Origin of the sequence: Sanguibacter hominis ATCC BAA-789 (genome assembly GCF_012396185.1) — a bacterium.
Lineage (GTDB): Bacteria > Actinomycetota > Actinomycetes > Actinomycetales > Cellulomonadaceae > Flavimobilis > Flavimobilis hominis.
Genome location: NZ_JAAXOW010000001.1, coordinates 969,709 through 990,788, shown reverse-complemented (window position 1 = coordinate 990,788; position 21,080 = coordinate 969,709). Strand labels below are relative to the sequence as shown.

22 protein-coding genes and 1 riboswitch are annotated in these 21,080 nt (G+C 72.1%); of the genes, 16 read left to right on the top strand and 6 right to left on the bottom strand.

What is annotated here, in order from left to right; translation table 11 throughout:
- Positions 1 to 97: 97 nt before the first annotated feature.
- Entirely contained in the window at positions 98 to 1,039 is a 942-nt protein-coding gene (locus HF995_RS04560; RefSeq protein ID WP_168446575.1) for a hypothetical protein, read from the bottom strand.
- 215 nt (positions 1,040 to 1,254) lie between these two features.
- Between HF995_RS04560 and HF995_RS04555 the strand changes: the two genes are divergently transcribed.
- Positions 1,255 to 1,542 carry a DUF4235 domain-containing protein gene (locus tag HF995_RS04555; protein WP_168446574.1) on the top strand — a complete coding sequence of 96 codons (288 nt, stop codon included), beginning with the start codon at positions 1,255 to 1,257 and terminating at the stop codon, positions 1,540 to 1,542.
- Positions 1,543 to 1,617: 75 nt separating this feature from the next.
- On the opposite strand, the gene HF995_RS04550 is transcribed toward HF995_RS04555, so the two are convergent.
- Positions 1,618 to 2,547 (bottom strand): VOC family protein, encoded by a 930-nt coding sequence (locus HF995_RS04550; RefSeq protein ID WP_168446573.1) that lies wholly within the window; start codon positions 2,545 to 2,547, stop codon positions 1,618 to 1,620.
- Between the two features lie 92 nt (positions 2,548 to 2,639).
- Positions 2,640 to 2,759: riboswitch (TPP riboswitch) on the top strand.
- 68 nt (positions 2,760 to 2,827) lie between these two features.
- Here HF995_RS04550 and HF995_RS04545 point away from each other — a divergent pair.
- The 5 genes from HF995_RS04545 (at position 2,828) to HF995_RS04525 (ending at position 9,157) form a co-directional block, all read left to right on the top strand.
- Complete coding sequence (locus tag HF995_RS04545) at positions 2,828 to 3,913, top strand: thiamine ABC transporter substrate-binding protein (protein ID WP_168446572.1); 1,086 nt, start codon at positions 2,828 to 2,830, stop codon at positions 3,911 to 3,913.
- Between the two features lie 13 nt (positions 3,914 to 3,926).
- Positions 3,927 to 5,702 (top strand): ABC transporter permease, encoded by a 1,776-nt coding sequence (locus tag HF995_RS04540; protein ID WP_434060834.1) that lies wholly within the window; start codon positions 3,927 to 3,929, stop codon positions 5,700 to 5,702.
- Positions 5,702 to 6,814: an ABC transporter ATP-binding protein gene (locus HF995_RS04535; RefSeq protein WP_168446571.1), complete on the top strand. Its 1,113-nt coding sequence runs from the start codon at positions 5,702 to 5,704 to the stop codon at positions 6,812 to 6,814. Before HF995_RS04540 ends, HF995_RS04535 begins: the two co-directional genes overlap by 1 nt.
- A gap of 548 nt (positions 6,815 to 7,362) precedes the next feature.
- Positions 7,363 to 8,304 (top strand): HtaA domain-containing protein, encoded by a 942-nt coding sequence (locus HF995_RS04530; RefSeq protein WP_168446570.1) that lies wholly within the window; start codon positions 7,363 to 7,365, stop codon positions 8,302 to 8,304.
- Positions 8,305 to 8,413: 109 nt separating this feature from the next.
- Positions 8,414 to 9,157 carry an alpha/beta fold hydrolase gene (locus tag HF995_RS04525; protein ID WP_168446569.1) on the top strand — a complete coding sequence of 248 codons (744 nt, stop codon included), beginning with the start codon at positions 8,414 to 8,416 and terminating at the stop codon, positions 9,155 to 9,157.
- Between the two features lie 15 nt (positions 9,158 to 9,172).
- Here the strand turns inward: HF995_RS04525 and HF995_RS04520 are convergent, their stop codons facing one another.
- Positions 9,173 to 9,736, bottom strand: coding sequence for an LURP-one-related family protein (locus HF995_RS04520; protein ID WP_168446568.1), 564 nt, complete (start codon positions 9,734 to 9,736; stop codon positions 9,173 to 9,175).
- Between the two features lie 120 nt (positions 9,737 to 9,856).
- On the opposite strand from HF995_RS04520, the gene HF995_RS04515 reads away from it, so the two are divergent.
- Complete coding sequence (locus tag HF995_RS04515) at positions 9,857 to 11,710, top strand: ABC transporter ATP-binding protein (RefSeq protein WP_350308728.1); 1,854 nt, start codon at positions 9,857 to 9,859, stop codon at positions 11,708 to 11,710.
- A gap of 4 nt (positions 11,711 to 11,714) precedes the next feature.
- On the opposite strand, the gene HF995_RS04510 is transcribed toward HF995_RS04515, so the two are convergent.
- Positions 11,715 to 12,356, bottom strand: coding sequence for a DUF6338 family protein (locus HF995_RS04510; RefSeq protein WP_168446566.1), 642 nt, complete (start codon positions 12,354 to 12,356; stop codon positions 11,715 to 11,717).
- A gap of 12 nt (positions 12,357 to 12,368) precedes the next feature.
- On the bottom strand, positions 12,369 to 12,518 hold the full coding sequence (locus HF995_RS04505; protein WP_168446565.1) for a hypothetical protein: 150 nt from the start codon (positions 12,516 to 12,518) through the stop codon (positions 12,369 to 12,371).
- Positions 12,519 to 12,799: 281 nt separating this feature from the next.
- Here HF995_RS04505 and HF995_RS04500 point away from each other — a divergent pair, with 281 nt between their 5' ends.
- The 4 genes from HF995_RS04500 to HF995_RS14060 all read left to right on the top strand — a co-directional run bounded on the left by HF995_RS04500 (position 12,800) and on the right by HF995_RS14060 (position 15,751).
- Entirely contained in the window at positions 12,800 to 13,093 is a 294-nt protein-coding gene (locus HF995_RS04500; RefSeq protein ID WP_168446564.1) for a hypothetical protein, read from the top strand.
- A gap of 91 nt (positions 13,094 to 13,184) precedes the next feature.
- Entirely contained in the window at positions 13,185 to 13,658 is a 474-nt protein-coding gene (locus HF995_RS04495; protein ID WP_168446563.1) for a P-loop nucleotide/nucleoside kinase family protein, read from the top strand.
- Between the two features lie 9 nt (positions 13,659 to 13,667).
- The gene (locus tag HF995_RS04490) at positions 13,668 to 14,600 is read left to right on the top strand and encodes an LLM class flavin-dependent oxidoreductase (RefSeq protein ID WP_168446562.1); all 933 of its coding nucleotides are present in this window, start codon (positions 13,668 to 13,670) and stop codon (positions 14,598 to 14,600) included.
- Positions 14,601 to 14,758: 158 nt separating this feature from the next.
- Positions 14,759 to 15,751, top strand: coding sequence for a cold-shock protein (locus HF995_RS14060; protein ID WP_168446561.1), 993 nt, complete (start codon positions 14,759 to 14,761; stop codon positions 15,749 to 15,751).
- 23 nt (positions 15,752 to 15,774) lie between these two features.
- Here the strand turns inward: HF995_RS14060 and HF995_RS04480 are convergent, their stop codons facing one another.
- Positions 15,775 to 16,206: a MarR family winged helix-turn-helix transcriptional regulator gene (locus tag HF995_RS04480; RefSeq protein ID WP_168446560.1), complete on the bottom strand. Its 432-nt coding sequence runs from the start codon at positions 16,204 to 16,206 to the stop codon at positions 15,775 to 15,777.
- Positions 16,207 to 16,312: 106 nt separating this feature from the next.
- Between HF995_RS04480 and HF995_RS04475 the strand changes: the two genes are divergently transcribed.
- The 5 genes from HF995_RS04475 (at position 16,313) to HF995_RS04455 (ending at position 20,984) form a co-directional block, all read left to right on the top strand.
- Positions 16,313 to 16,906 carry an isochorismatase family protein gene (locus HF995_RS04475; RefSeq protein ID WP_350308727.1) on the top strand — a complete coding sequence of 198 codons (594 nt, stop codon included), beginning with the start codon at positions 16,313 to 16,315 and terminating at the stop codon, positions 16,904 to 16,906.
- Between the two features lie 127 nt (positions 16,907 to 17,033).
- Positions 17,034 to 18,884: a molecular chaperone DnaK gene (gene dnaK / locus HF995_RS04470; RefSeq protein WP_168446558.1), complete on the top strand. Its 1,851-nt coding sequence runs from the start codon at positions 17,034 to 17,036 to the stop codon at positions 18,882 to 18,884.
- Complete coding sequence (locus HF995_RS04465) at positions 18,881 to 19,462, top strand: nucleotide exchange factor GrpE (RefSeq protein ID WP_168446557.1); 582 nt, start codon at positions 18,881 to 18,883, stop codon at positions 19,460 to 19,462. The genes dnaK and HF995_RS04465 overlap by 4 nt, the downstream gene beginning before the upstream one ends.
- 93 nt (positions 19,463 to 19,555) lie before the next feature.
- The gene (locus HF995_RS04460; RefSeq protein WP_168446556.1) at positions 19,556 to 20,560 is read left to right on the top strand and encodes a DnaJ C-terminal domain-containing protein; all 1,005 of its coding nucleotides are present in this window, start codon (positions 19,556 to 19,558) and stop codon (positions 20,558 to 20,560) included.
- A gap of 16 nt (positions 20,561 to 20,576) precedes the next feature.
- Positions 20,577 to 20,984, top strand: a complete 408-nt coding sequence (locus HF995_RS04455; protein WP_168446555.1) for a heat shock protein transcriptional repressor HspR — start codon at positions 20,577 to 20,579, stop codon at positions 20,982 to 20,984.
- Positions 20,985 to 21,080 lie beyond the last annotated feature (96 nt).

The window sequence follows — 21,080 nt, the reverse complement described above, 5'->3', positions numbered from 1 at the left end:
TGGTCTGACTGGTCAGTACAAAATTATGCCTGCGCGACGACGACGTCAACACGGAGCGACCGATGCGGTCAGGATCACAGCGGGCCGGCGGCCCCGATCAGTCCTTCCAGGCCCACGACAGCGCGGGCGACTGGCGGTGGGACCCGTGCTCGCGCCACATGTCCCGCGCGTCCGCGCGCTGCCGCGCCGAGCAGGTCCGCGCGTAGTACATGACGGACGGGCGGCCCGTGACGACCGACGCCATGCAGTCCGCCTGCAGCTCGCCCGGCTCCGCAGGGCCGCGCGCGTAGCGACGCTCCGTGCGCGCCGTCGAGGCCTCGTACGCACGCTCACCGTCCACGAGCGGCCGCACCTGGACGACGTGCGCGCACTCGTGCAGCGCCGTGTGCTCGAGGATGTCGTCCGCGAGCCCGGAGCGCAGCCGGATCGACTGCGTCCAGCTCGCCTGCCCGTCCGCCCACGACCACGAGGAGCGAGCCTTGCCGACGGTCGAGCCCGACCGCACGTCGGGCGAGTCCACGTAGATCGGCGTGAGCGGGCAGTACGCCTGGACCGCGTCCCGCGCGCGGGCGACGTACGCGGCGTGCGCCACCGCGTCGGACTGGAAGATCGTCAGGTCAGGGCTCGTCCGCACCGTCCCGGCGCCCGCGGGCACGAGCACGACGCGGTAGGTCGCGTCGCCCGCCCTGCTCGGCACCGGCAGCGCCACCGTCGTCGTCTCGGCCGTCGCCTCCGCGACCGTCACCCAACCGGCCCCGCCGCGGCGGTCGAGCCGCACCGTGGGGCCTGCCTCGCTCACCTCGACCGTCACGACGACGTCCTCGTCCGTCGCCGCGACGTCGGGATGGTCGACGTCCGTGATCGTCGCGTGGGCGCCCGTCGCGCCCGCCGCCTCGCCAGCGCCTGCGGCGACGGCGCGCACGAGGCCGTCACCCGTCATGGCCGGGAGCGACTGGCGGGGTGCCGCCGACGTGAGCACCCAGGACAGCGCGAGCGCGCTGGCGAGCGCCGTCATGGCGCGACGGGTGCCTCGTCGCACGGGTCGTCCTCCTCGGTCCCGGGAGCCGCCGTGCGGCAGCCCTCTCCATCGTGCACCGTCGCCATCCCTGAGACCAGGACTGGCGGTCCTGGCAGGGGCCCCATGGCGTGCGGGTGCGGCGTGACCGATGTGCGTCGCCGTGCAGTCCCGGTAGCGTGGTGACGGTGGCCGCCTGCCCCGGGCTGCCGCACCGACGAGCGACGAGGAGCACCGACGTGGCTGACGACAACGACGACGGCATGGTCGACAAGCTGATCCTGATCGGCACGTCCGCGCTGGCGGCATGGCTGGCGCAGAAGGTCCTCGGCGCCGTGTGGAAGAAGACCACGGGCCACGACGCACCCAAGGACCCTCTCGAGAACGACTCGACGATCGCGGGGATCGTCACGTTCGCCGCTGTCACCGGCGCGGTCGCAGCCCTGAGCCGCATCGCGGCGAACAAGGGCGCCCGCAAGGTGACGTCGAGGATCGCTGCGGGACGCGCGCTCAAGGCGTCCCGCTGACAGCCCATGCCTGCGAACGGCCCGGCCCCCTCGTCGCAGCAGCGACGAGGGGGCCGGGCCGTGTCTGAGGTCGCGTCAGGCGACCGCGACGCGGATCTCGTTGCGCCACGGGTCGGCGAACGTGAGCACCGCGCCGTCGTCCGCTGCGGCGATGCCCGCGTGCGCGAGACGGTCGGTCAGTGCGCCGATCTCGTCGCGCGTCGGGACGACGATCGACACCTCGCCGAGGCCGAGGTTCACGGGGCGCGGGCCTGCGCCCATCGACGCCCACGTGTTCATCGCCATGTGGTGGTGGTAGCCGCCCGCGGACACGAAGAGCGCGGAGCCCATCTCTGTCGTCGCCTCGAACCCGAGCGTGTCGACGTAGAAGCGGCGTGCCGTCGGGATGTCGCCGACCTGCAGGTGGACGTGGCCGAGCGTCGCGGCGGCGCCGTGGGGTGCGGCGAGGACGGCCTCGTCGAGGTGCTGCTCCATGAACGCGTTCGGGTCGAGGTGCAGGGTCGCCATCTCGACGTGGCCGTCGCGCCAGCGCCACTGGTCGCGCGGGCGGTCGACGTAGAGCTCGATGCCGTTGCCCTCGGGGTCGTCGAGGTAGAACGCCTCGGAGACGAGGTGGTCGCCCGCGCCCGTGTAGAGCTGCGGGGCGAGCTGGGCGACGCGGGCGAGGGTCGCGGCGAGGCCCGCGGCGTCGGCGAACAGGATCGCGGTGTGGAAGAGGCCGGCCTCGCCGGGGCGGCGCGGGGGCAGGTCGCGCGCCTCGCGCAGGACGACGAGCGGCGTCGTGCCGCGGCCGAGGGTGACGACGGCGGCGCGCCCGTCGGCGGCGTCGTTCGCCAGGACCTCGAGGGCGATGACGTTCGTGTAGAACGCGACCATCGCGTCGATGTCGCGGACATACAGCGTGACCGCGTCCATGTGCGTCTCGGCTGCGAGGCGGTCGCCGGGCAGGAGGGCGGAGGGGGCGGCGGCGTGGGCGCTCGCGGCGTCGATCATGTCTCGGCTCATGAGTCGAGTCTCCCTCGAATAAGTTGAAGCGTCAACTAATCTCGGTGTGAGAGGGCGCACGCCATCCGCGCCCCGCCGAGCGGTAGGCTGGTCGCGAACGACAGGGGAGCGCTGCCACCCGATCCGGACGGCGAGCGCTGAGAGTGCGGACACCGCAGACCCTCGAACCTGATCCGGCTAGCACCGGTGTAGGGAGTCGGGATTCTCTCCACGTCGTGCGCCGCAGCACACGCGGGGCACGACGCGGCACCCCTCTTTGACCTAGGAGGACACGCAGCACATGACCATCACGACCCGCCGCAGCAAGGCCGCCGCAGGAGCGCTCGCCGCCATCGCAGCCACGAGCCTGCTCGTCGCCTGCTCGGCCGAGCAGAGCCCAGCCGCCACCACCACGACGACGCCCGCCGGCCCGCCCACCGGCAAGGTCACCCTCGTCACGCACGACTCGTTCGAGCTCACCGACGAGCAGAAGGCCGACCTCAAGGGGCTCGGCCTCGACGTCGAGGTCACCCAGCTCGGCGACGGCGGCACCCTCGTCAACCAGCTCATCCTCACCAAGGACGCCCCCCTCGGGGACGTCGCCTACGGGATCGACAACATCTTCGGCGCACGCGCCCTCGACGCCGGCGTCTTCGCCGAGCACGCATCCCCCGCCCTGCCCGACGCCGCGAAGGCGCTCCGGCTCGACGGCTCGGACGCGCTCACCCCCGTCGACCAGGGCGACGTGTGCCTCAACGTCGACGACCGCTGGTTCGAGGCCCACCCCGACGTGCCCGTCCCCGCGACCCTCGACGACCTCGCCGACCCCGCGCTCAAGGACCTCGTCGTCCTCACCAACCCCGCGACGTCGACCCCCGGCCTCGCCTTCCTCGCCGCGACCGTCGGCGCCTACGGCGAGGACGGCTACCTCGACTACTGGAAGAGCCTCAAGGACAACGGCGTCAAGATCTCCGACTCGTGGTCCGACGCGTACTACGTCGAGTTCTCTGGCGGCGGCGAGGACGGGCCCCGCCCCGTCGTCCTCTCGTACGGGTCCTCGCCCGCCTACACGCTCGACGGGGACGAGTCCACGACGTCGTCCCTCCCCGCGACGTGCTTCCGCCAGGTCGAGTACGCGGGCGTGATCGCCGGCTCAGACAACCCCGCAGCGGCGGGTGCGCTCGTCGACTACATGCTCTCCGCCGACTTCCAGGCCGCCCTCCCCGACACCGTGTACATGTACCCGGTCGACCCGGCCGTCGCCCTGCCCGACGCCTTCGAGAAGTTCGGGCCGCTCGCCGAGAAGACGATCACGGTCGACCCCGCGACGCTCGCCACGAACCGCGACGCCTGGATCGAGTCGTGGACCGACACGATGCTCGGCTGAGACGGGCACGACCGTGACGACGACCCTCGCGCCGGCACCGACCGGGAACCGCGCCCCCCACGGGGACGCGGCGCCCGGCGGTGCCCGGCGCAGGGCGACCGGGCGTGCACTCTGGTTCGCCGCCGTCGCGGTCCCGGGACTGTTCCTCGCGGTCTTCTTCCTGTGGCCCGTCGCGACGATGATCCTCAAGGGCTTCGCCGCGCCCGACGCCGTCGCCCACCCCGCGTGGTCGCCCGCCGCGTGGGACCTCGGCGGGTTCGGCGAGGTGCTCGGCCGCCCGCGCACGTGGCGCGTCGTCGGCCTGACCTTCCTGCAGGCCGGCCTCGGGACCGTGCTCTCCGTCCTGCTCGGCCTCCCCGGCGCGTACGTGCTGTACCGGCGGACGTTCCCCGGCCGTGCGTTCGTGCGTGCGGTCGTCACGGTGCCGTTCGTCCTGCCGACCGTCGTCGTCGGTGTCGCGTTCCGCAGCCTGTTCATGGACATGGGCCCGCTCGGCGCGCTCGGCCTCGACCAGAGCCTCACCGCGATCGTCGTCGCGCTCGTCTTCTTCAACTACTCCGTCGTGGTGCGGACGGTCGGCGGGTTCTGGGCGCAGCTCGACGCCCGTCCCGAGCAGGCCGCGCGCGCCCTCGGTGCGAGCCCGCTGCGCGTCCTGCGGACGGTCACGCTCCCCGCGCTCGCCCCCGCGATCGCGTCGGCGGCCGCCCTCGTGTTCTTCTTCTGCGCGACGGCGTTCGGCACCGTCCTCATCCTCGGCGGCAGCCGCTTCGGCACGATCGAGACGGAGATCTACGTCCGCACGACGCAGTTCCTCGACCTGCGCGCGGCCGCGGTCCTGTCGGTCCTGCAGCTCGTCGTCGTCGCGGCGGTCCTGTGGGTGTCGGGCCGGGCGTCGGCGCGGCGCGTGCGCGCGCTCGCGCTCCTCGGCGCGGCGCCCGGCGAGCGTCGGCTGCGCCTGCGCGGCCTCGGCGCGGGCGGGGCCACGAGCCTCGCCGTGACCGCCGTCGTCGTGCTCGGGCTGCTCGTGTGGCCCATGGCCAACCTGCTCGTCCGCTCCCTGCGCACCGCGGACGGCGCGTGGACGCTGCAGAACTACCGCAACCTCGCCCAGCCGGTCGCGGGCTCGTCCGTGACCGCGTGGCAGGCTGCGGGCACGTCCCTGCGCACGGCCGCGGGCGCCGCCGTGATCGCCGTGGTCGTGGGCGGGCTCGTCGCGCTCGTCGTGTCGCGACGTGCGCGCTCACGGGCCGGGCGCCGCGGCCTCGCCCTGCTCGACGGCGTGTTCATGCTCCCGCTCGGGGTCTCCGCCGTGACGGTCGGCTTCGGGTTCCTCGTGACGCTCGACCGGCCGCTCGGCCTCGGCGTCGACCTGCGGGCGTCGGGACTGCTCGTGCCCGTCGCGCAGGCCGTCGTCGCGATCCCGATCGTGGTGCGGACCGTGCTGCCTGTGCTGCGCGCGCTCGACCCGCGCTTGCGCGAGGCGGCAGCCACGCTCGGCGCACGCCCGGGCCGCGTCCTCGCGACGGTCGACCTGCCGCTCGTCACGCGTCCGCTCGGCCTCGCCGTCGGCTTCGCGTTCGCGGTGTCCCTCGGGGAGTTCGGTGCGACGGCGTTCCTCGCGCGGCCCGACTCGGCGACGCTCCCGGTCGTGATCTTCCGCCTGATCGGGCGGCCGGGCGCGGAGAACTTCGGGACGGCGCTCGCCGCGGCGGTCGTGCTGGCTGTCGTGACGGCGACGGTCATGGTGGTGGCCGAGCAGATGCGCGGCGACAAGGCAGGAGAGCTCTGATGGTCGATGTGGTGGCGGCACGCAGCGCCGTGGCGGACGCGCGGACGGAGGGCGCGCCCGGCCTGCGGCTGCGCGACGTCGTCGTCGAGTACGAGGCCGCCTCGCGCCGCGACGCCCCGGTGCGGGCCGTCGACGAGGTGTCGCTCGACCTGCCGCACGGGCAGGTGCTCGCCCTGCTCGGACCGTCGGGCTGCGGCAAGTCCAGCCTGCTGCGTGCGGTCGCCGGGCTCGAGCGCAGCACGGGTGAGATCTCGTGGGGCGGTCGGTCGCTCGCGGGTCTGCCCGTGCACGAGCGCGGCATCGGGCTCATGTTCCAGGACGGCCAGCTGTTCCCGCACCGCGACGTCGCGGGCAACGTGGCGTACGGGCTCGAGGGGCGTGCGCTGCGCGGCGGGCGGCGGGAGCGCGTCCCGGTGGCGCGGCGGCGGGCGCGCGTCGCGGAGCTGCTCGACGCCGTCGGGCTCGCAGGCTACGAGACCCGGCAGGTCTCGACGCTGTCGGGAGGGGAACGGCAGCGTGTCGCGCTCGCCCGCTCGCTCGCGCCCGCGCCCGGGCTGCTGCTCCTCGACGAGCCGCTGTCCGCGCTCGACCGTGAGCTGCGCGAGCGGCTCGCCGTCGACCTGCGCGTCGCGCTCCTCGCGACAGGCACGACGGCCGTGTTCGTGACGCACGACCAGGACGAGGCGTTCACGGTCGCGGACCGGGTCGCCGTCATGTCGCGCGGCGCGGTCCTGCAGGAGGGGACGCCCGCCCACCTGTGGGCGGCGCCTGCCGACCGGACGGTGGCGTCGTTCCTCGGCTACGAGGTGTTCGTCACGGTGGACGGGGCGTCGCTCGCGGTACCGCCGGGGGGCTTCCGCCTGCTGGGGCTGGGCTCCGACGGCCTGGACGGGCCCGACGGCGCGGAGCGCGACGTGGCGCTCTTGCGCCGCGGGGTCGTGACGGGCGTCCCGTTCCGTCGCGGTGCGGCGTCGGCGCTCGTCGAGATCGACGGGCTCGGCACGGTCACGGTCCACGAGGCGGCGACGGGGGCCCGGGCGCTCGAGTCGCTCGACGTGGGTGATGTCGTGCAGCTACGCCTCACCCTGGGCCGGTGCGCGCCCTGCGCGTGAGACACGCGTGGGTCTCGCTGGCCGAGACGAGCGGGTGAATGCTTGCACCCCTGCGGGAGGTAGCGAGAGGGCTGTGAGCCGCGGAATCTCGCGCAAACCTGGCTGAGGGCGCATCGCCGCTGGTCAGGGGTGACGCGCCGGGTGATCCACACGACCGCTCTTCCGGTTGCGGGACCACTGGGTCGTTGGCACGCTTCGGTGTGCACGCCAAGCGTGCAGCGACGTCGCTCGCCTGGGCCCTGGGTCACCGGCCATGGCGCGACTAGCCAGAGATGCCGCCAGGCGTCGGGGTGAGGTGCGGGGGCACCACGTCCCAGACGCTGGTCCGCGCAGGTCCGTCACGGTCGCCGTGAGATCTTCGTGGCGCCCTGGTGCCGCCGGTTCGGGGGAAACGGTGGCGTGGGTGTGGTGCGCCGGGTCCTGGATCGGGGGATCGGACCCGGCGCTTTCTCGTCCCTGCGGGCTATCCTCACCGGGTTGCCTCCTCACCGTGCGCAGCCAGCGCCACGGCCCTCGGCCCGTACGTCCTGCTGAACCTGGAGCACGCCATGACCACGACCCGAGCTCGCCGCGCCGTGGGCGCCCTCGTGACCGCCGCCCTCACGCTCGCCGGGGCCGCCGTCGCCGCACCGACCGCCGTCGCAGCGTCGAGCTCGTCCGACGCCGCGCTCCGCTGGGGCTTCCGCGAGAGCTTCCGCAGCTACGTCGGTAGCCCTGCGAACCGGCTGACCGCAGGCACGCGGATCGTCCCGAACAAGCCCGCGACGTTCGACCCGGCCGCGGCCGGCACGGACGAGCGCCGCCCGTACGTATTCCCCGTCGCGTCGGCGACGGAGGGTGCGACGACGACGATCCGCACGAGCGGGTCCGTCACCTACCGTTTCCCCGCGCACGACTTCGTCATCACGCTCGGCGACATCAAGGTCGTCACGACGTCGAAGGCGACGTCCGTCGTCGCCGACCTCACCGTCGTCGTGCCGCAGGGCGCGACGCACTTCACCCCGGGCACCTTCGTGTCGAACGACGTCACGATCGGCACCGCACCGGCATCCGGCACGAAGGTCACGAGGTCGGGGGAGAAGGTCACCGTCGCTGCGACCGGGCTGACGCTCACCCCGAAGGGCGCGGACGCCCTGCGGAGCTTCCTGCCCGCGGGCTCGAGCCTCGACAACCTCACCGTGTCGCGGGCGGTCACGAAGGCGCCCGCCAAGGTCAAGACCACGATCAAGAGGAAGAAGATCTCGACGCGGGCCAAGGCGAAGGTGACGGTCAAGGTCACCGCCTCGCGCACGACGCCGAGCGGCAAGGTCACCGTGACGGCGACCAAGGGCAAGAAGAAGGTCGTGCGCACCGCCAGGCTCGCGAAGGGCAAGGCAACCGTCACCCTGCCCCGCCTGGCGAAGGGCACGTGGATCGTCAAGGCGAGGTACGCAGGGTCCTCGACGGTGAAGTCCGCAGCGTCGGGCAGGACGAAGCTCGTCGTCCGCTGACAGGGCGCTCGCCCCGCTCAGGTCCAGCCCGCGTAGCAGGCAGGCCTCGCGTGTCAGGGGCCCCCGCTAGCCTGCGAGCGCCACGTTGGCCCCACGAGGAGGAACGAGCATGCAGCACGTCGAGGTCGGCCCGGACGGCGCCCGCACGGGCTACGTCGAGATCCCCGGCGACGGGACCCCGTTCGTGCTCCTGCACGGTCTCGGAGCGGCGTCCGCGCCCTACTACGCTGCGACAGTCGCGAGCCCGGCGCTCGCCGGACGGCACGCGTTCCTCGTGGACCTGCTCGGCTTCGGCACGAGCGACCGGCCCCTCGCGTTCGGCTACAGCCTCGCCGAGCAGGCAGACGCGGTCGCCCGCGCGCTCGACGCCCTGGGGCTCGCCGCCGTCGACCTCGTCGCGCACAGCATGAGCGGCGGGATCGCCGTCATCCTCGCCGACCGTCGGCCCGACCTCGTCGCGCGGCTCGTGCTCGTCGAGCCGTCCCTGCGGCCCACCCCTCGGCCCGGCGTGGACGGGCTTACCGAGGACGAGTTCGTCCGCACCGGCTTCACGCGGCGCCTCGAGGCTGCGGGCCCGCAGTGGGCCGCCACGATGCGGCTCGCCGACCCGGTCGCGCAGTACCGCGCCGAGCGGGCGCTCGGCGACATGCCTGTGCTCGACGACGTCCTCTACGGCCTGCCGATGCCGGTCCACGTGATCGAGGGCGGGCTCTCCGGCTGGCTCGCAGGCGACGAGGCGCTCGCCGGTGCGGGCATCGGCGTGACGGTCGTCCCGGAGACGACGCACGTCCTCATGCTCGAGGCGCCGGCGGCCTTCGCCGCCGCGGTCGCGGACGCCCTCCCGCTCCCGTGACCGCGGCGGCTGCGCTCAGCGCTGCTGGAGCGCGTCGAGCGCGACCGTCATCGCAGCCGCGACCCGGCCGTCGAGACGCGCGCCGGGGACGGTCGCGGTGTAGCGGTCGCGCAGCGAGAACTGGCGCTCGACGGACAGGACGGGGCCCATGCTGTCGGCGAAGTCGAAGTGGAACGCGAACGGCAGGTCGACGAACCGGCGCAGGAGCGCGACGGTCTGGTTGCGCTCCTGACCGATCGCCGAGACGCCCGCCGCCTCGAGGTGCCACGTCGAGCGCAGCAGCGACTTGCCGAAGTCCTTGCGGAACATGCCGATCGGCGTGCCCGCGGCGTCCATGACGTCGTAGGTCGCCGCGAGGTCCATGACCTGCCGCGCCTTGAACGAGAAGACCGGCGTCGTGCGCGAGTCGTCCGTGAAGAACGTGACCTGCTCCTTGAACGCCATGCGCTTCTGCTGCGCGACGGCGAGCAGCTCGCCCTGCGTGCCGTCCGGGAGGACCGCGTGCACCGCGTAGCGGTTCACCATCATCGTGATGCGCTGCAGCACCATGAACTTGTCGATGCCGTAGAGCGAGGCCATGTGTTCTCCTGACGTGGATGTGCGGCCAACCTGGCCAGGGACGATCATGACGGGTCGCGGGCCGCGGCGCGAGCGCCGTGGAGGATGATAGGTGGACCCGCCCAAGCACGAGGAGGCTGCGTGCGCAGCATCGCCCGGATCCTGGCCGCCACCCGCGTCCTGTGGCCTTACTACACCGGCATCGTCGTCTGCTCGCTGCTGACGACCGCGACAGCGCTCGTGGTCCCGTTCATCCTCAAGGAAGCGACCGACACGGTCGTGGGCGTCGCGACCGGAGGACCGGCCGACGGCGTCGTCCGCACGGTCGTGTGGCTCGCCGTCGCCCTCCTCGTCGCAGACCTGCTCAGCTCGACCGTGCAGAACGTCGGCGGCTACCTCGGGGACGTCATGGCGGCGCGCATGCGCCGCATGCTCTCGACGCGCTACTACGCGAAGCTCCTCGGCCTGCCGCAGCGGTACTTCGACAACCAGGTGACCGGCGCGATCATCAGCCGCCTGACCCGGTCGATCACCGAGGTCACGGGCTTTCTCAACAACTTCGCCAACAACTTCTTCCCGATGCTGCTCACGGTAGCGGCCGTGCTCGTGATCAGCGCAGGCTACTCGTGGCCGCTCGCGCTCCTGATCGCGATCGTCTTCCCCGTGTACGTGGGGCTCACTGCGCTCACGAGCAAGAAGTGGCAGAAGCTCGAGGCGGAGAAGAACGAGCAGGTCGACCTCGCGGGCGGGCGCTTCGCAGAGGTCGTGGGGCAGATCGGCGTCGTCAAGAGCTTCGTCGCGGAGCGTCGCGAGCTGCGGCTGTTCGACGGACGCTTCGCACGGACGGTCGTGACGACGCGTGAGCAGTCCAGGCACTGGCACACGATGGACGGGGTCCGCCGGGCGTTCCTCAACGTCGTGTTCTTCGGGATCTACGTCATCCTGTTCGTCGGCACGGCGCAGGGCCGCTTCACGGTCGGCGACATGGTGCTGCTCATCCAGCTCGTCGCGATGGCGAAGGCGCCGGTGACGATGATGAGCTACCTCGTCGACACGACGCAGCGCGCGATCGCGGGCAGCAAGGACTACTTCGAGGTCATGGCGGAGCCGGCCGACCGTGACGAACCGCTCCTGCTGACGGCGGACGCCCTCGACGAGGGACGCGACGACGCCGTGAGTGCCGTCGTCGTCCCGGTCTCCGCGGCCGAGGTGACCGGCGACGGTCCGGTCGTCGAGATCGCAGACGTGTCGTTCGCGTACGAGGACGGCAACGAGGTCCTCTCGGACGTGTCCTTCACGATGCGGCGCGGCGAGCGTGTCGCGCTCGTGAGCGAGAGCGGCGGCGGCAAGACGACGCTCGTGAGCCTCCTGCTCGGCTTCTACCGCCCGACCGCGGGGACGATCCGCGTCGCGGGGGGCGACGTCGCCGATCAGCCGCTCACCGAGCTGCGGCGCCGGGTCGCCGTCGTGTTCCAGGACGCCGCCCTGTTCTCGGGGACGGTCCGGGAGAACATCGCGTACGGGCGCGAGGGCGCGACGGACGCGGAGATCGTCGACGCCGCGACGCGTGCGAACGCGCACGCGTTCGTCTCGGCCTTCGCCGACGGCTACGACTCGACGATCGGTGAGCGCGGGCTCAAGCTCTCCGGCGGTCAGAAGCAGCGCATCGCGGTGGCGCGCGCGATGCTCAAGGACGCACCGATCCTCGTCCTCGACGAGGCGACGTCCGCGCTCGACACCAAGTCCGAGCGGGCCGTGCAGGCGGGGCTCGACGAGCTCATGGAGAACCGGACGACGCTGATCATCGCTCATCGTCTGTCCACGATCTCGTCGGTCGACACGATCGTGACCCTGCGTGACGGCCGCGTCGACGAGATCGGCAGCCCGGACGAGCTCGCGACGAGCGGCGGCATCTATGCAGAGCTGCTGAGCCTGCAGGCGTCGGCGTCGCGCAAGGACCGCAAGCGCCTGCGGGACCTCGGCTTCCGCGCCTGACCGGTCACGTGCCCCGGCTGGGGTAGGAGACCTGGATCGAGCGGATCTGCGCGTCGGGCAGCACGACCGTGCGCCAGACGTCGTCCTTGGACTCGAAGGCGGTCGCCCCAGGCCTGCGCCGGCGCAGCGGTGGGCCGATCGCTAGGTCCCTCGGCCCGCTCTCGGGTGTCGAGTCGAAGCCGACAAGCTGGCCCTTCCAGACGGTGCCGTCGAGCAGCTCGACGATGACGAAGGGTGCGCCCGCGCCCTTCGGGTGCAGGTCGATGAACACCTGGTCCCACACGCGCCCGCCGTTCATCGGGGCGCTGCCCGGCCAGCGGAGGGCCGCGACGAGGTAGGCGAGCGCGCACGCGAGGGCGGACGTCCCGAGTGCGGCGCCGACGTAGGGGACGGCCGCCATGGGCGAGTTGAAGTGGTTGTCGCCGCCGCGCTCGGCTGACCGGTAGAGCGGGAGCCAGGCCGCGGGCAGGAGCATGAGGGCGGCTGCTCCGGTCGCGAGGAGCGAGGACAGGACGACTCGGGACAGCTCGACGAGGGCGCTCTCCTTGGAGCTGGGGCGATGGCGTGCGCGCTGCAGGTGCCACACGATCCCGGGGGCGAGCAGCAGGAGAAAGGCGTAGATCGCGGACAGGCTGTCGGGGATCACGCGCTCGCGCCGTCAGTCGTTGCCGTCGTCGGCGAGGTCTCCAGGCGTGCTCGTCGTCGTGCCACCCGTCTGGATGAAGACGAAGGACGCGGTCGCGGCTGTCACGGGCTCGACGGGCTCGCCAGGCTCGACGGGCGCCCGGCCCACCGGTGTCTCGGACATGTCGTGCCTCCGATCGCGCTGAGGTCGCTGGTCACGATCGTCGCTCGCGAGTGTGCTGGACGCGTAGTGGCAACCACCCGTGGATGCGCGCGGGCGTCGGGTTGTTCGTTCTGCAAATTTCTGTAATGTGCAGACTGTGCGGATATGGCCGGGCAGGGTTGCTCGGCAGGCGCACGCGCTCCGGTGCGGTGACGAACGGACTCGAGACCCGGCCGGGGCGGTGAGCTCACGACCGCACCGTCGCGGCCGCGACGGTGCTCCATCCAGCCAAGGAGTTCAACGTGAAGCGCACTCTCCTCGCAGCGGCGACCAGCCTCCTGCTCGTCGCGTCGGCCACCGCCGTCGCAGCCCCCGCCTCGGCCGCGTCGACCGGCGGCTACCAGATCTGCGGCGCAGGGAAGGTCGTGGCCGCGAAGGTCAAGGGGGCAGGTGCCAACGTCACCATCTCGGTGCCGGGCCGCACGGTCACCCAGTACCTGCCCTCCGGCGTCATCACCTACGTCAAGGGCACCCAGCAGGTCGGTACCTGGACCGTGTCGGGCAGCTACCAGTCCGCCTCGGGCTACTGCGCCTGAGCCATCCCGTCGACGTGCTCCGGCCCCGGGTTCTCCTGTGCCCGGGGCCCGAGCACGTCCCTCGCCTGCGTGTGCGCCCTAGAGTGGTCGGATGAGTCGTGACCAGGTCGTCCTCGTGTGCGGCGTCGCGGGCGCCGGGAAGTCGACGCTCGCGCGCGAGCTCGAGCGCGACGGTTACGAGCGCTTGTCCTTCGACGAGGCCGCGTGGGACGCGGGGCACCGCGAGCACCCCGTCCCGCAGCACGTTTCCGACGCCGTGCACGCCGAGCTGACGGAGCGCCTGCTCTTGCTCGTGGCCCAGGGGCGCGACGTCGTCGTCGACACGTCCTTCTGGTCTCGCGCCTCGCGGGACCGCTACCGCACGGTGCTCGCGCCGACCGCCGTCGTGCCCGTCGTCTGGTTCCTCGACGTGCCGCGCGACGTCGTCCTCGGGCGTCTCGCCCGACGCCGCGGCGCGGGCCCTGACGACGTCCTCGTCCCGCCTGACCTCGCCGAGCGGTACCTCGACGGCTTCGAGCGACCCACCGCGGAGGAGGGCCCGGTCAGGGTCCTGACCAGGGGATAGTCTCGCGGCATGAGCCGCCGCCCTGACATCGCCGTCATGCTTCCCCGCGACCTGCGCGCCGACCGGGTCCGCGAGTTCGTCACGACCGCCGAGCAGCTCGGCTTCGACGAGGTGTGGGTCGTCGAGGACCTGGGCTTCCGTGGCGGCGTCGCGCAGGCGGCGACAGTCCTCGCGTGGACCGAGCACATCCGCGTCGGCCTCGGCATCCTGCCCGCCGCCGTCCGCAACCCCGCGTTCGCGGCGATGGAGGTCGCGACGCTCGCCGCGCTGTTCCCCGGCCGGGTGGACGTCGGCATGGGCCACGGCCTGCCGGGCTGGATGCGCGAGGTCGGCACGTGGCCGGCGCGACCGCTCACGCTCCTCGAGGAGCGCGTGCACGCCGTGCGCGCGCTCGTCGCGGGAGAGGAGGGCGCAGGCACGCGCCTGGACCCCGCCGTCGTGCCCGACGCCGCTCCGCGTCTCATGCTCGGGGTGCGCGGCCCGCGCTCGCTGGCCCTCTCGGGGCGGATCGCCGACGGCACGATCCTCGCCGAGCCGGCGACACCGGAGTACGTGCGCGCGAGCCTCGACCTCATCGACCCGGCCGGCCCGCACCGCGTCGTCACCTACAACGTTGGCGCGGTCGCGGACGACGCCGCGGACGCGATCGGGCTCGCCCGCCCCGCGCTCGAGTGGATCGGCGAGCCCGACTGGGCGACGCACCTGGCTGACCTGCCGTTCCGTGACGAGCTCGTCGCTGTGCGCGCGGCGAGCGCCACGCGCGCCGACTTCGCCGCCGCGCTGCCGGACGAGTGGGTGGCCGAGCTCGCGCTCGCTGGCACGCCCGACCAGGTGCGCGGCCGCATCGCTGCGCTCGGTGAGGCGGGCGTCTCGTCGAGCGTGTTCATCCCTGCTGGGCCTGACCCGGTCGCTGCGCTCGCGGACCTCGCACGCGTGCTGTGACGCCGGGCCCCCGTTCGTCGAGGTCGCGACCTCGAGCTTGAGGTCGTGCGGTCTGGGTGTCGACCTCGAGGCAGACGTCACGACCTCGGCGGGTGTCGCGGATGCCTGTCGGTCAGGGACACTGGGGGGAAGACCTATCGCTTTGACGAGGAGTACACGTGCCGCAGGGAACAGTCCGTTGGTTCGACGCTGAACGAGGGTTCGGCTTCATCGACGTCGGGGACGGTGGCGAGGACCTGTTCGTGCACGCGTCCGAGATCCTCGACGACGACGGCCCGCGGGTGCTCCGCGAGGGTCAGGTCGTCGAGTACGAGGTGGGCGAGGGCAGCCGCGGGCCGCAGGCCCGGCAGGTGCGCGTCACGGGCGACTGGTCCGAGGACGCCCAGCTCGGCATCCTCGGCACGGTCGCCTGGTACGAGCCGAGCAAGGGTTACGGCTTCGTCGACCCGGACGACGGACGCGGCGAGATCTTCCTGCACAGCTCCGCGATCGTCGGCGGCGGCGTGGTCGTCGAGGGGCAGCGCGTCGCGTTCCTCGTCGTCGACGGCGAGAAGGGTCCGCAGGCGGACCACCTGCTCCCGCTCGCTGCTGAGGCTGCGCCTGCGGGTGCGGCGTCGGGCGCAGGGTCGGACGGCGCTGACGGCACGGTCTCCTGGTACGACGACGGCAAGGGCTTCGGCTTCATCGCCCCCGATGCGGGCGGCGACGACATCTTCGTGCACGTGAAGGCGCTCGGCCACGGCCTCACCGAGCTGCCGGAGGGTGCGCGCGTGACGTTCGACGTCGTCGAGGGCGACCGCGGGCCCAACGCCCGCAACGTGCAGATCGTGGGCGGCGCTCGCGGCGGCCGGGGCGACCGCGGCTCGCGTGGCGGCTTCGGCTCGGACCGCGGCTCGCGCGGCGGTTTCGGCTCGGACCGCGGCCGACCGGCTCGTTCGAGTGCGCCGGTGCGCGGCGGCAAGGGCACGGTCGCGCGGTACGACGCCGACCGCGGCTTCGGCTTCATCACCCCGGATGCGGGCGGCGACGACCTGTTCGTCCACTTCTCTGTCGTGCGCGGGTCCGAGCCGCTGTACGAGGGCGACCGCGTCAGCTTCGGGATCCGTCAGAGCGACCGCGGCCCGCAGGCCGACCGCGTCGAGCTGATCTAGCCCTTCCCCGACCCGGACGAGGGCTAGCTCGTGCGGTGCTCGTCCCACTCGACGAGGCGTGCGAGCAGCGGCACCGCGTTCCTGACGGTCTCGCGCTCGTCCGGGTCGAGCGCCTGCGTGAGGGCGGCCGTGAGCCAGTCGGTTCGCCGCTGCCGCTCGCGCTCGAGCGCGTCGCGGCCTGGCTCGGTCAGCGTGAGCGGGGACTTGCGGGCGTCGTCGGGGTCAATCGTGCGCTCGACGAGCCCTGCGGACTCGAGGGCGCGGACCGTGCGTGCCATCGACTGCGGCCGGACGCGCTGGGCGTCGGCGAGCTGGCTCGTCGTCATGGGGCCGCCGCGGCCGAGGAGGCCCAGGACTCCTGTCTCGGCCTGGGGCCGTGGGTCCTCGGCGCGGCCGCGCCGCACGAGGCGGCCCACCTGGAGGCGGAGGTCGGCGGCGATCTGAGCGTCGTTCATGGCGTCATGCTACTGGAATCGACAGTCAAACTGTGCAGTCTTGCTTGACATTGTCGCCGGGCAGATAGACAGTCTTGCTGTCTATCCACCGACCTTAGGAGCTCCCGTGCCCGTCGACACCCTCGACCCCACCGCCGCCCTCGTCCTCGTCGACCTCCAGAAGGGCATCACCGCGCTGCCCACCGCCCTCGACCCGGGCGTCATCGTCGAGCGCGCCGCCCGCCTCGTGCGCGCGGCGCACGACGCCGGCCGCCCCGTCGTGCGGATCCGCACAGCCTTCTCGCCCGACGGCGGCGACGTCCTCCGCGGCCGCACCGACGCCCCCGGGCCGTCGGTCGCGCAGGGCTCCGACTTCGCCGACCTCGACCCGCGTGTCCCGTCCGAGCCCGGCGACATCGTCGTCACGAAGCGCGGCTGGGACGCCTTCGCGGGGACCGAGCTCGACCTGCAGCTGCGCAGGCGCGGGGTCCGGTCGGTCGTCCTGGCCGGGATCGCGACGAGCATCGGCGTCGAGTCGACCGCGCGCACCGCGCGCGAGCTCGGCTACGAGGTCGTCGTTGCGCACGACGTCGTCACGGACCTGGTCGCGTCCGCGCACGCCACCAGCCTCGAGGTGATCCTCCCGAGGATCGCGCGCCTCGAGACCGTCGACGTCCTCGCGCCGCTGCTCGACTCCGCGGAGTCGGGGAGGGCGGAATAACTCGACGCACTCCGAGGTTGAGCGAGACAGACTCAAGTTTGGAAGGTCAGGACTTGCGCCCCTCAGGCTCAAGACGCAGACTTGAGTGAAACGGACTCAACCGCACCACTACATGGAGGCATCACCCATGGCACGAGCAGTCGGCATCGACCTCGGCACCACCAACTCCGTCGTCGCGGTCCTCGAGGGTGGCGAGCCCACGGTCATCGCCAACGCCGAGGGCATGCGCACCACCCCGTCGGTCGTCGCGTTCTCCAAGTCCGGCGAGGTCCTCGTCGGCGAGATCGCCAAGCGCCAGGCCGTCACGAACGTCGACCGCACGATCAGCTCGGTCAAGCGCCACATCGGCACGGACTGGTCGCAGGAGATCGACGACAAGAAGTACACCGCGCAGGAGATCTCCGCGCGCATCCTCGGCAAGCTCAAGCGCGACGCCGAGGAGTACCTCGGCGAGCCCGTCACCGACGCCGTCATCACCGTCCCGGCCTACTTCAACGACGCCGAGCGCCAGGCCACGAAGGACGCTGGCCAGATCGCCGGCCTCAACGTCCTGCGCATCGTCAACGAGCCGACCGCGGCCGCTCTCGCCTACGGGCTCGAGAAGGGCAAGGAGGACGAGCTCATCCTCGTCTTCGACCTCGGTGGCGGAACCTTCGACGTCTCCCTGCTCGAGGTGGGCAAGGACGAGGACGAGTTCTCCACGATCCAGGTCCGCGCGACCTCGGGCGACAACCGCCTCGGCGGCGACGACTGGGACAACCGGATCGTCGAGCACCTCATCAAGGAGGTCAAGAACAGCTCGGGCGTCGACCTGTCCAAGGACAAGATCGCGCTGCAGCGTCTGCGTGAGGCCGCCGAGCAGGCGAAGAAGGAGCTCTCGTCCGCGACGAGCACCAACATCTCCATGCAGTACCTCTCGATGAGCGAGAACGGCCCCATCCACCTGGACACGAAGCTCACGCGCGCTCAGTTCCAGCAGATGACGCAGGACCTCATCGACCGCACCAAGGCGCCGTTCAACGCCGTCATCCGCGACGCGGGCATCTCGGTCAACGACATCGACCACATCGTCCTCGTCGGCGGCTCGACCCGCATGCCCGCGGTGACCGAGGTCGTCAAGGAGATGACCGGCGGCAAGGAGCCCAACAAGGGCGTCAACCCGGACGAGGTCGTCGCCGTCGGCGCCGCCCTGCAGGCCGGTGTCATCAAGGGTGAGCGCAAGGACGTCCTCCTCATCGACGTCACCCCCCTGAGCCTCGGCATCGAGACGAAGGGCGGCGTCATGACGAAGCTCATCGAGCGCAACACCGCCATCCCGACGAAGCGCTCCGAGGTCTTCTCGACGGCCGAGGACAACCAGCCGTCCGTGCTGATCCAGGTCTTCCAGGGTGAGCGTGAGTTCGCCCGGGACAACAAGCCGCTCGGCACCTTCGAGCTCACCGGCATCGCCCCCGCCCCGCGCGGCATGCCGCAGATCGAGGTCGCGTTCGACATCGACGCGAACGGCATCGTGCACGTGTCCGCGAAGGACCGCGGCACGGGCAAGGAGCAGTCGATGACGATCACGGGTGGCTCTGCCCTCCCGAAGGAGGACATCGACCGCATGGTCAAGGAGGCCGAGGAGCACGCGGCCGAGGACAAGAAGCGCCGCGAGGACGCTGAGACCCGCAACCAGGCCGAGGGCTTCGCCTACTCGACCGAGAAGCTCCTCAAGGACAACGACGAGAAGCTCTCGGACGACGTCAAGAAGGAGGTCGGGGACGCTGTCGCCGAGCTCAAGACGGCGCTCGAGGGCGAGGACATCGCCGAGATCAAGGCCAAGCAGGAGCACCTGAGCACGGTCGCCCAGAAGATCGGCGAGGCGCTCTACGCCCAGCAGTCGACCGAGGGTGCCGAGGGTGCCCCGGCGGCCGAGGAGGCGACGTCGGACGACGACGTCGTCGACGCTGAGATCGTGGACGAGGACGAGTCCAAGTGACCGAGTCCCCCTTCGAGTTCACGGACAAGCGCCGGATCGACCCGGAGACGGGCGAGCCGCGCGAGGCGAACGCCGAGACGCCCGCTGACGCGGACGCCGACGTCGACATCCAGGTGCCCGACGACGCGTCGTCCCTCGAGGACGACGCGGTCGCCGCGGCACAGAAGGTCGCCGACGAGCGCCTCGAGGACCTGCTGCGGGAGCGCGCAAGCTTCACGAACTACCGCAACCGGGCCCTGCGTGACCAGGAGGCCGCTCGGGTCAAGGGGATCGAGGACGTGCTCGCGTCGTTGCTCCCCGTGCTCGACGACATCGACCGGGCCAGGCAGGCCGGCGAGCTCGAGGGGCCGTTCGCGGCCATCGCCGACAAGCTCGACGGGACGCTGGCCAAGTTCGAGATCGCACGCTTCGGCGAGGTCGGGGACGAGTTCGACCCCAACTTCCACGACGCGCTGATGCACGAGGAGTCCGCGGAGGCGCAGACGACGACCGTCAAGTTCGTCGTCGAGCCTGGCTACAAGATCGGCGAGCGTGTCGTGCGCGCCGCTCGGGTGGCCGTCGTCGGACCACAGCACTGACGAGCACGACGAACGGTGACGGCCTGCGCCGCGGCTCGGCCGCGGCGCAGGCCGTACCCTCATGACAGACCTGAAAGAAGGAAGTGACCGCTGTTGACCGGACAGGACTGGCTCGAGAAGGACTTCTACGCGAGCCTCGGCGTCGCGAAGGACGCTGACGCTGCAGCGATCAAGAAGGCCTACCGCAAGCTCGCGCGCCAGCACCACCCGGACCAGAACGCCGGTGACACGAAGGCCGAGGCGCGCTTCAAGGAGATCGGCGAGGCGTACGCAGTGCTCTCCGACCCGGAGCAGCGCCGCCAGTACGACGCCGTCCGGGCGATGGGCGGCGGCGCCCGCTTCGCCGCGGGGCCCGGTGGCGCCGGCGGTGCCGCCGGCTTCGAGGACCTCTTCGGCGGCATGTTCGGCGGCGGAGGCGGCGGTGCTCGCACGACGTCGTTCCCCGGTGGCGGCGCGTCGACCGGAGGTGGCGGGTTCGAGGACATCCTCGGCGGGCTGTTCGGTGGCGGTCGCGGCCCCGCAGGCTTCCGTGGCACGCGCGCCCAGCAGGGTGCCGACATCAACGCGACGACCACGTTGTCCTTCCGCTCCGCCGTCGAGGGCGCGACCGTGTCCCTCGACGTCGAGGGCCGCACCGTCACGACCCGCATCCCCTCGGGCGTGCGCGACGGCCAGAAGATCCGCCTGCGCGGCAAGGGCCGCCCCGGTACGGGCGGCGCTCCCGCAGGTGACCTCAACATCACGGTCAAGGTCACGCCGCACCCCGTCTATGCGGTCGACGGCGCGAACCTGCGCATGACGCTGCCCGTCACGTTCGACGAGGCCGCGCTGGGTGCGACGATCGACGTCCCGACCCTCGACGGGCAGACCGTGCGGGTCAAGGTCCCTGCGGGTACGCCGTCGGGCAGGACGCTGCGCGTCAAGGGCCGCGGTGTCAGCACCGCGAAGGCGACCGGCGACCTGCTCGTCACGGTCACCGTCGTGGTGCCGCAGAAGCTCGACGCGGTCGCGCGCAAGGCCGTCGAGGCCTTCGCCGAGGCGACCGCAGGCGAGGGTCGCAACGTGCGCGCGGACCTCCTGGCCCGCGCGCAGGAATGACCGCCCGGAGGCCGTGATGGACGTCGCCGACCGCCCGATCTTCCCGATCTCGCGAGCCGCCGAGCTCGCTGGCATGCACCCGCAGACGTTGCGGCAGTACGACCGTCTCGGACTGGTCGTCCCGAGCCGGACGGCCGGCCGCGGGAGGCGCTACAGCGCGCGGGACGTCGAGCGGCTGCGCACCGTGCAGCAGCTCAGCCAGGAAGAGGGCATCAACCTTGCGGGCATCATGCGCATCCTCGACCTGCAGGACGAGGTGCACGCGCTCCGCGAGCGGTTGCGCGCCCTGGCGTCCGCCACCGAGGCCGGGCACCGGGTGTTCGCCGCGGACGCGACCGGTGACATCGTGGCTCTTCCCCGCGGGAAGCGCCAGGCGCGCGTGCGCACGTCGGGAGCGCTCGTCGTGTGGCGGCCCCGGGGCTGAGCGTCAGATCCCCGTGCACAATTGCGCAACGGCGCGGTGCGCAAATTCCGCAGAATCCTGCGGATCCGGTAAGGCTCCCCTCCCTGTACAACGTCC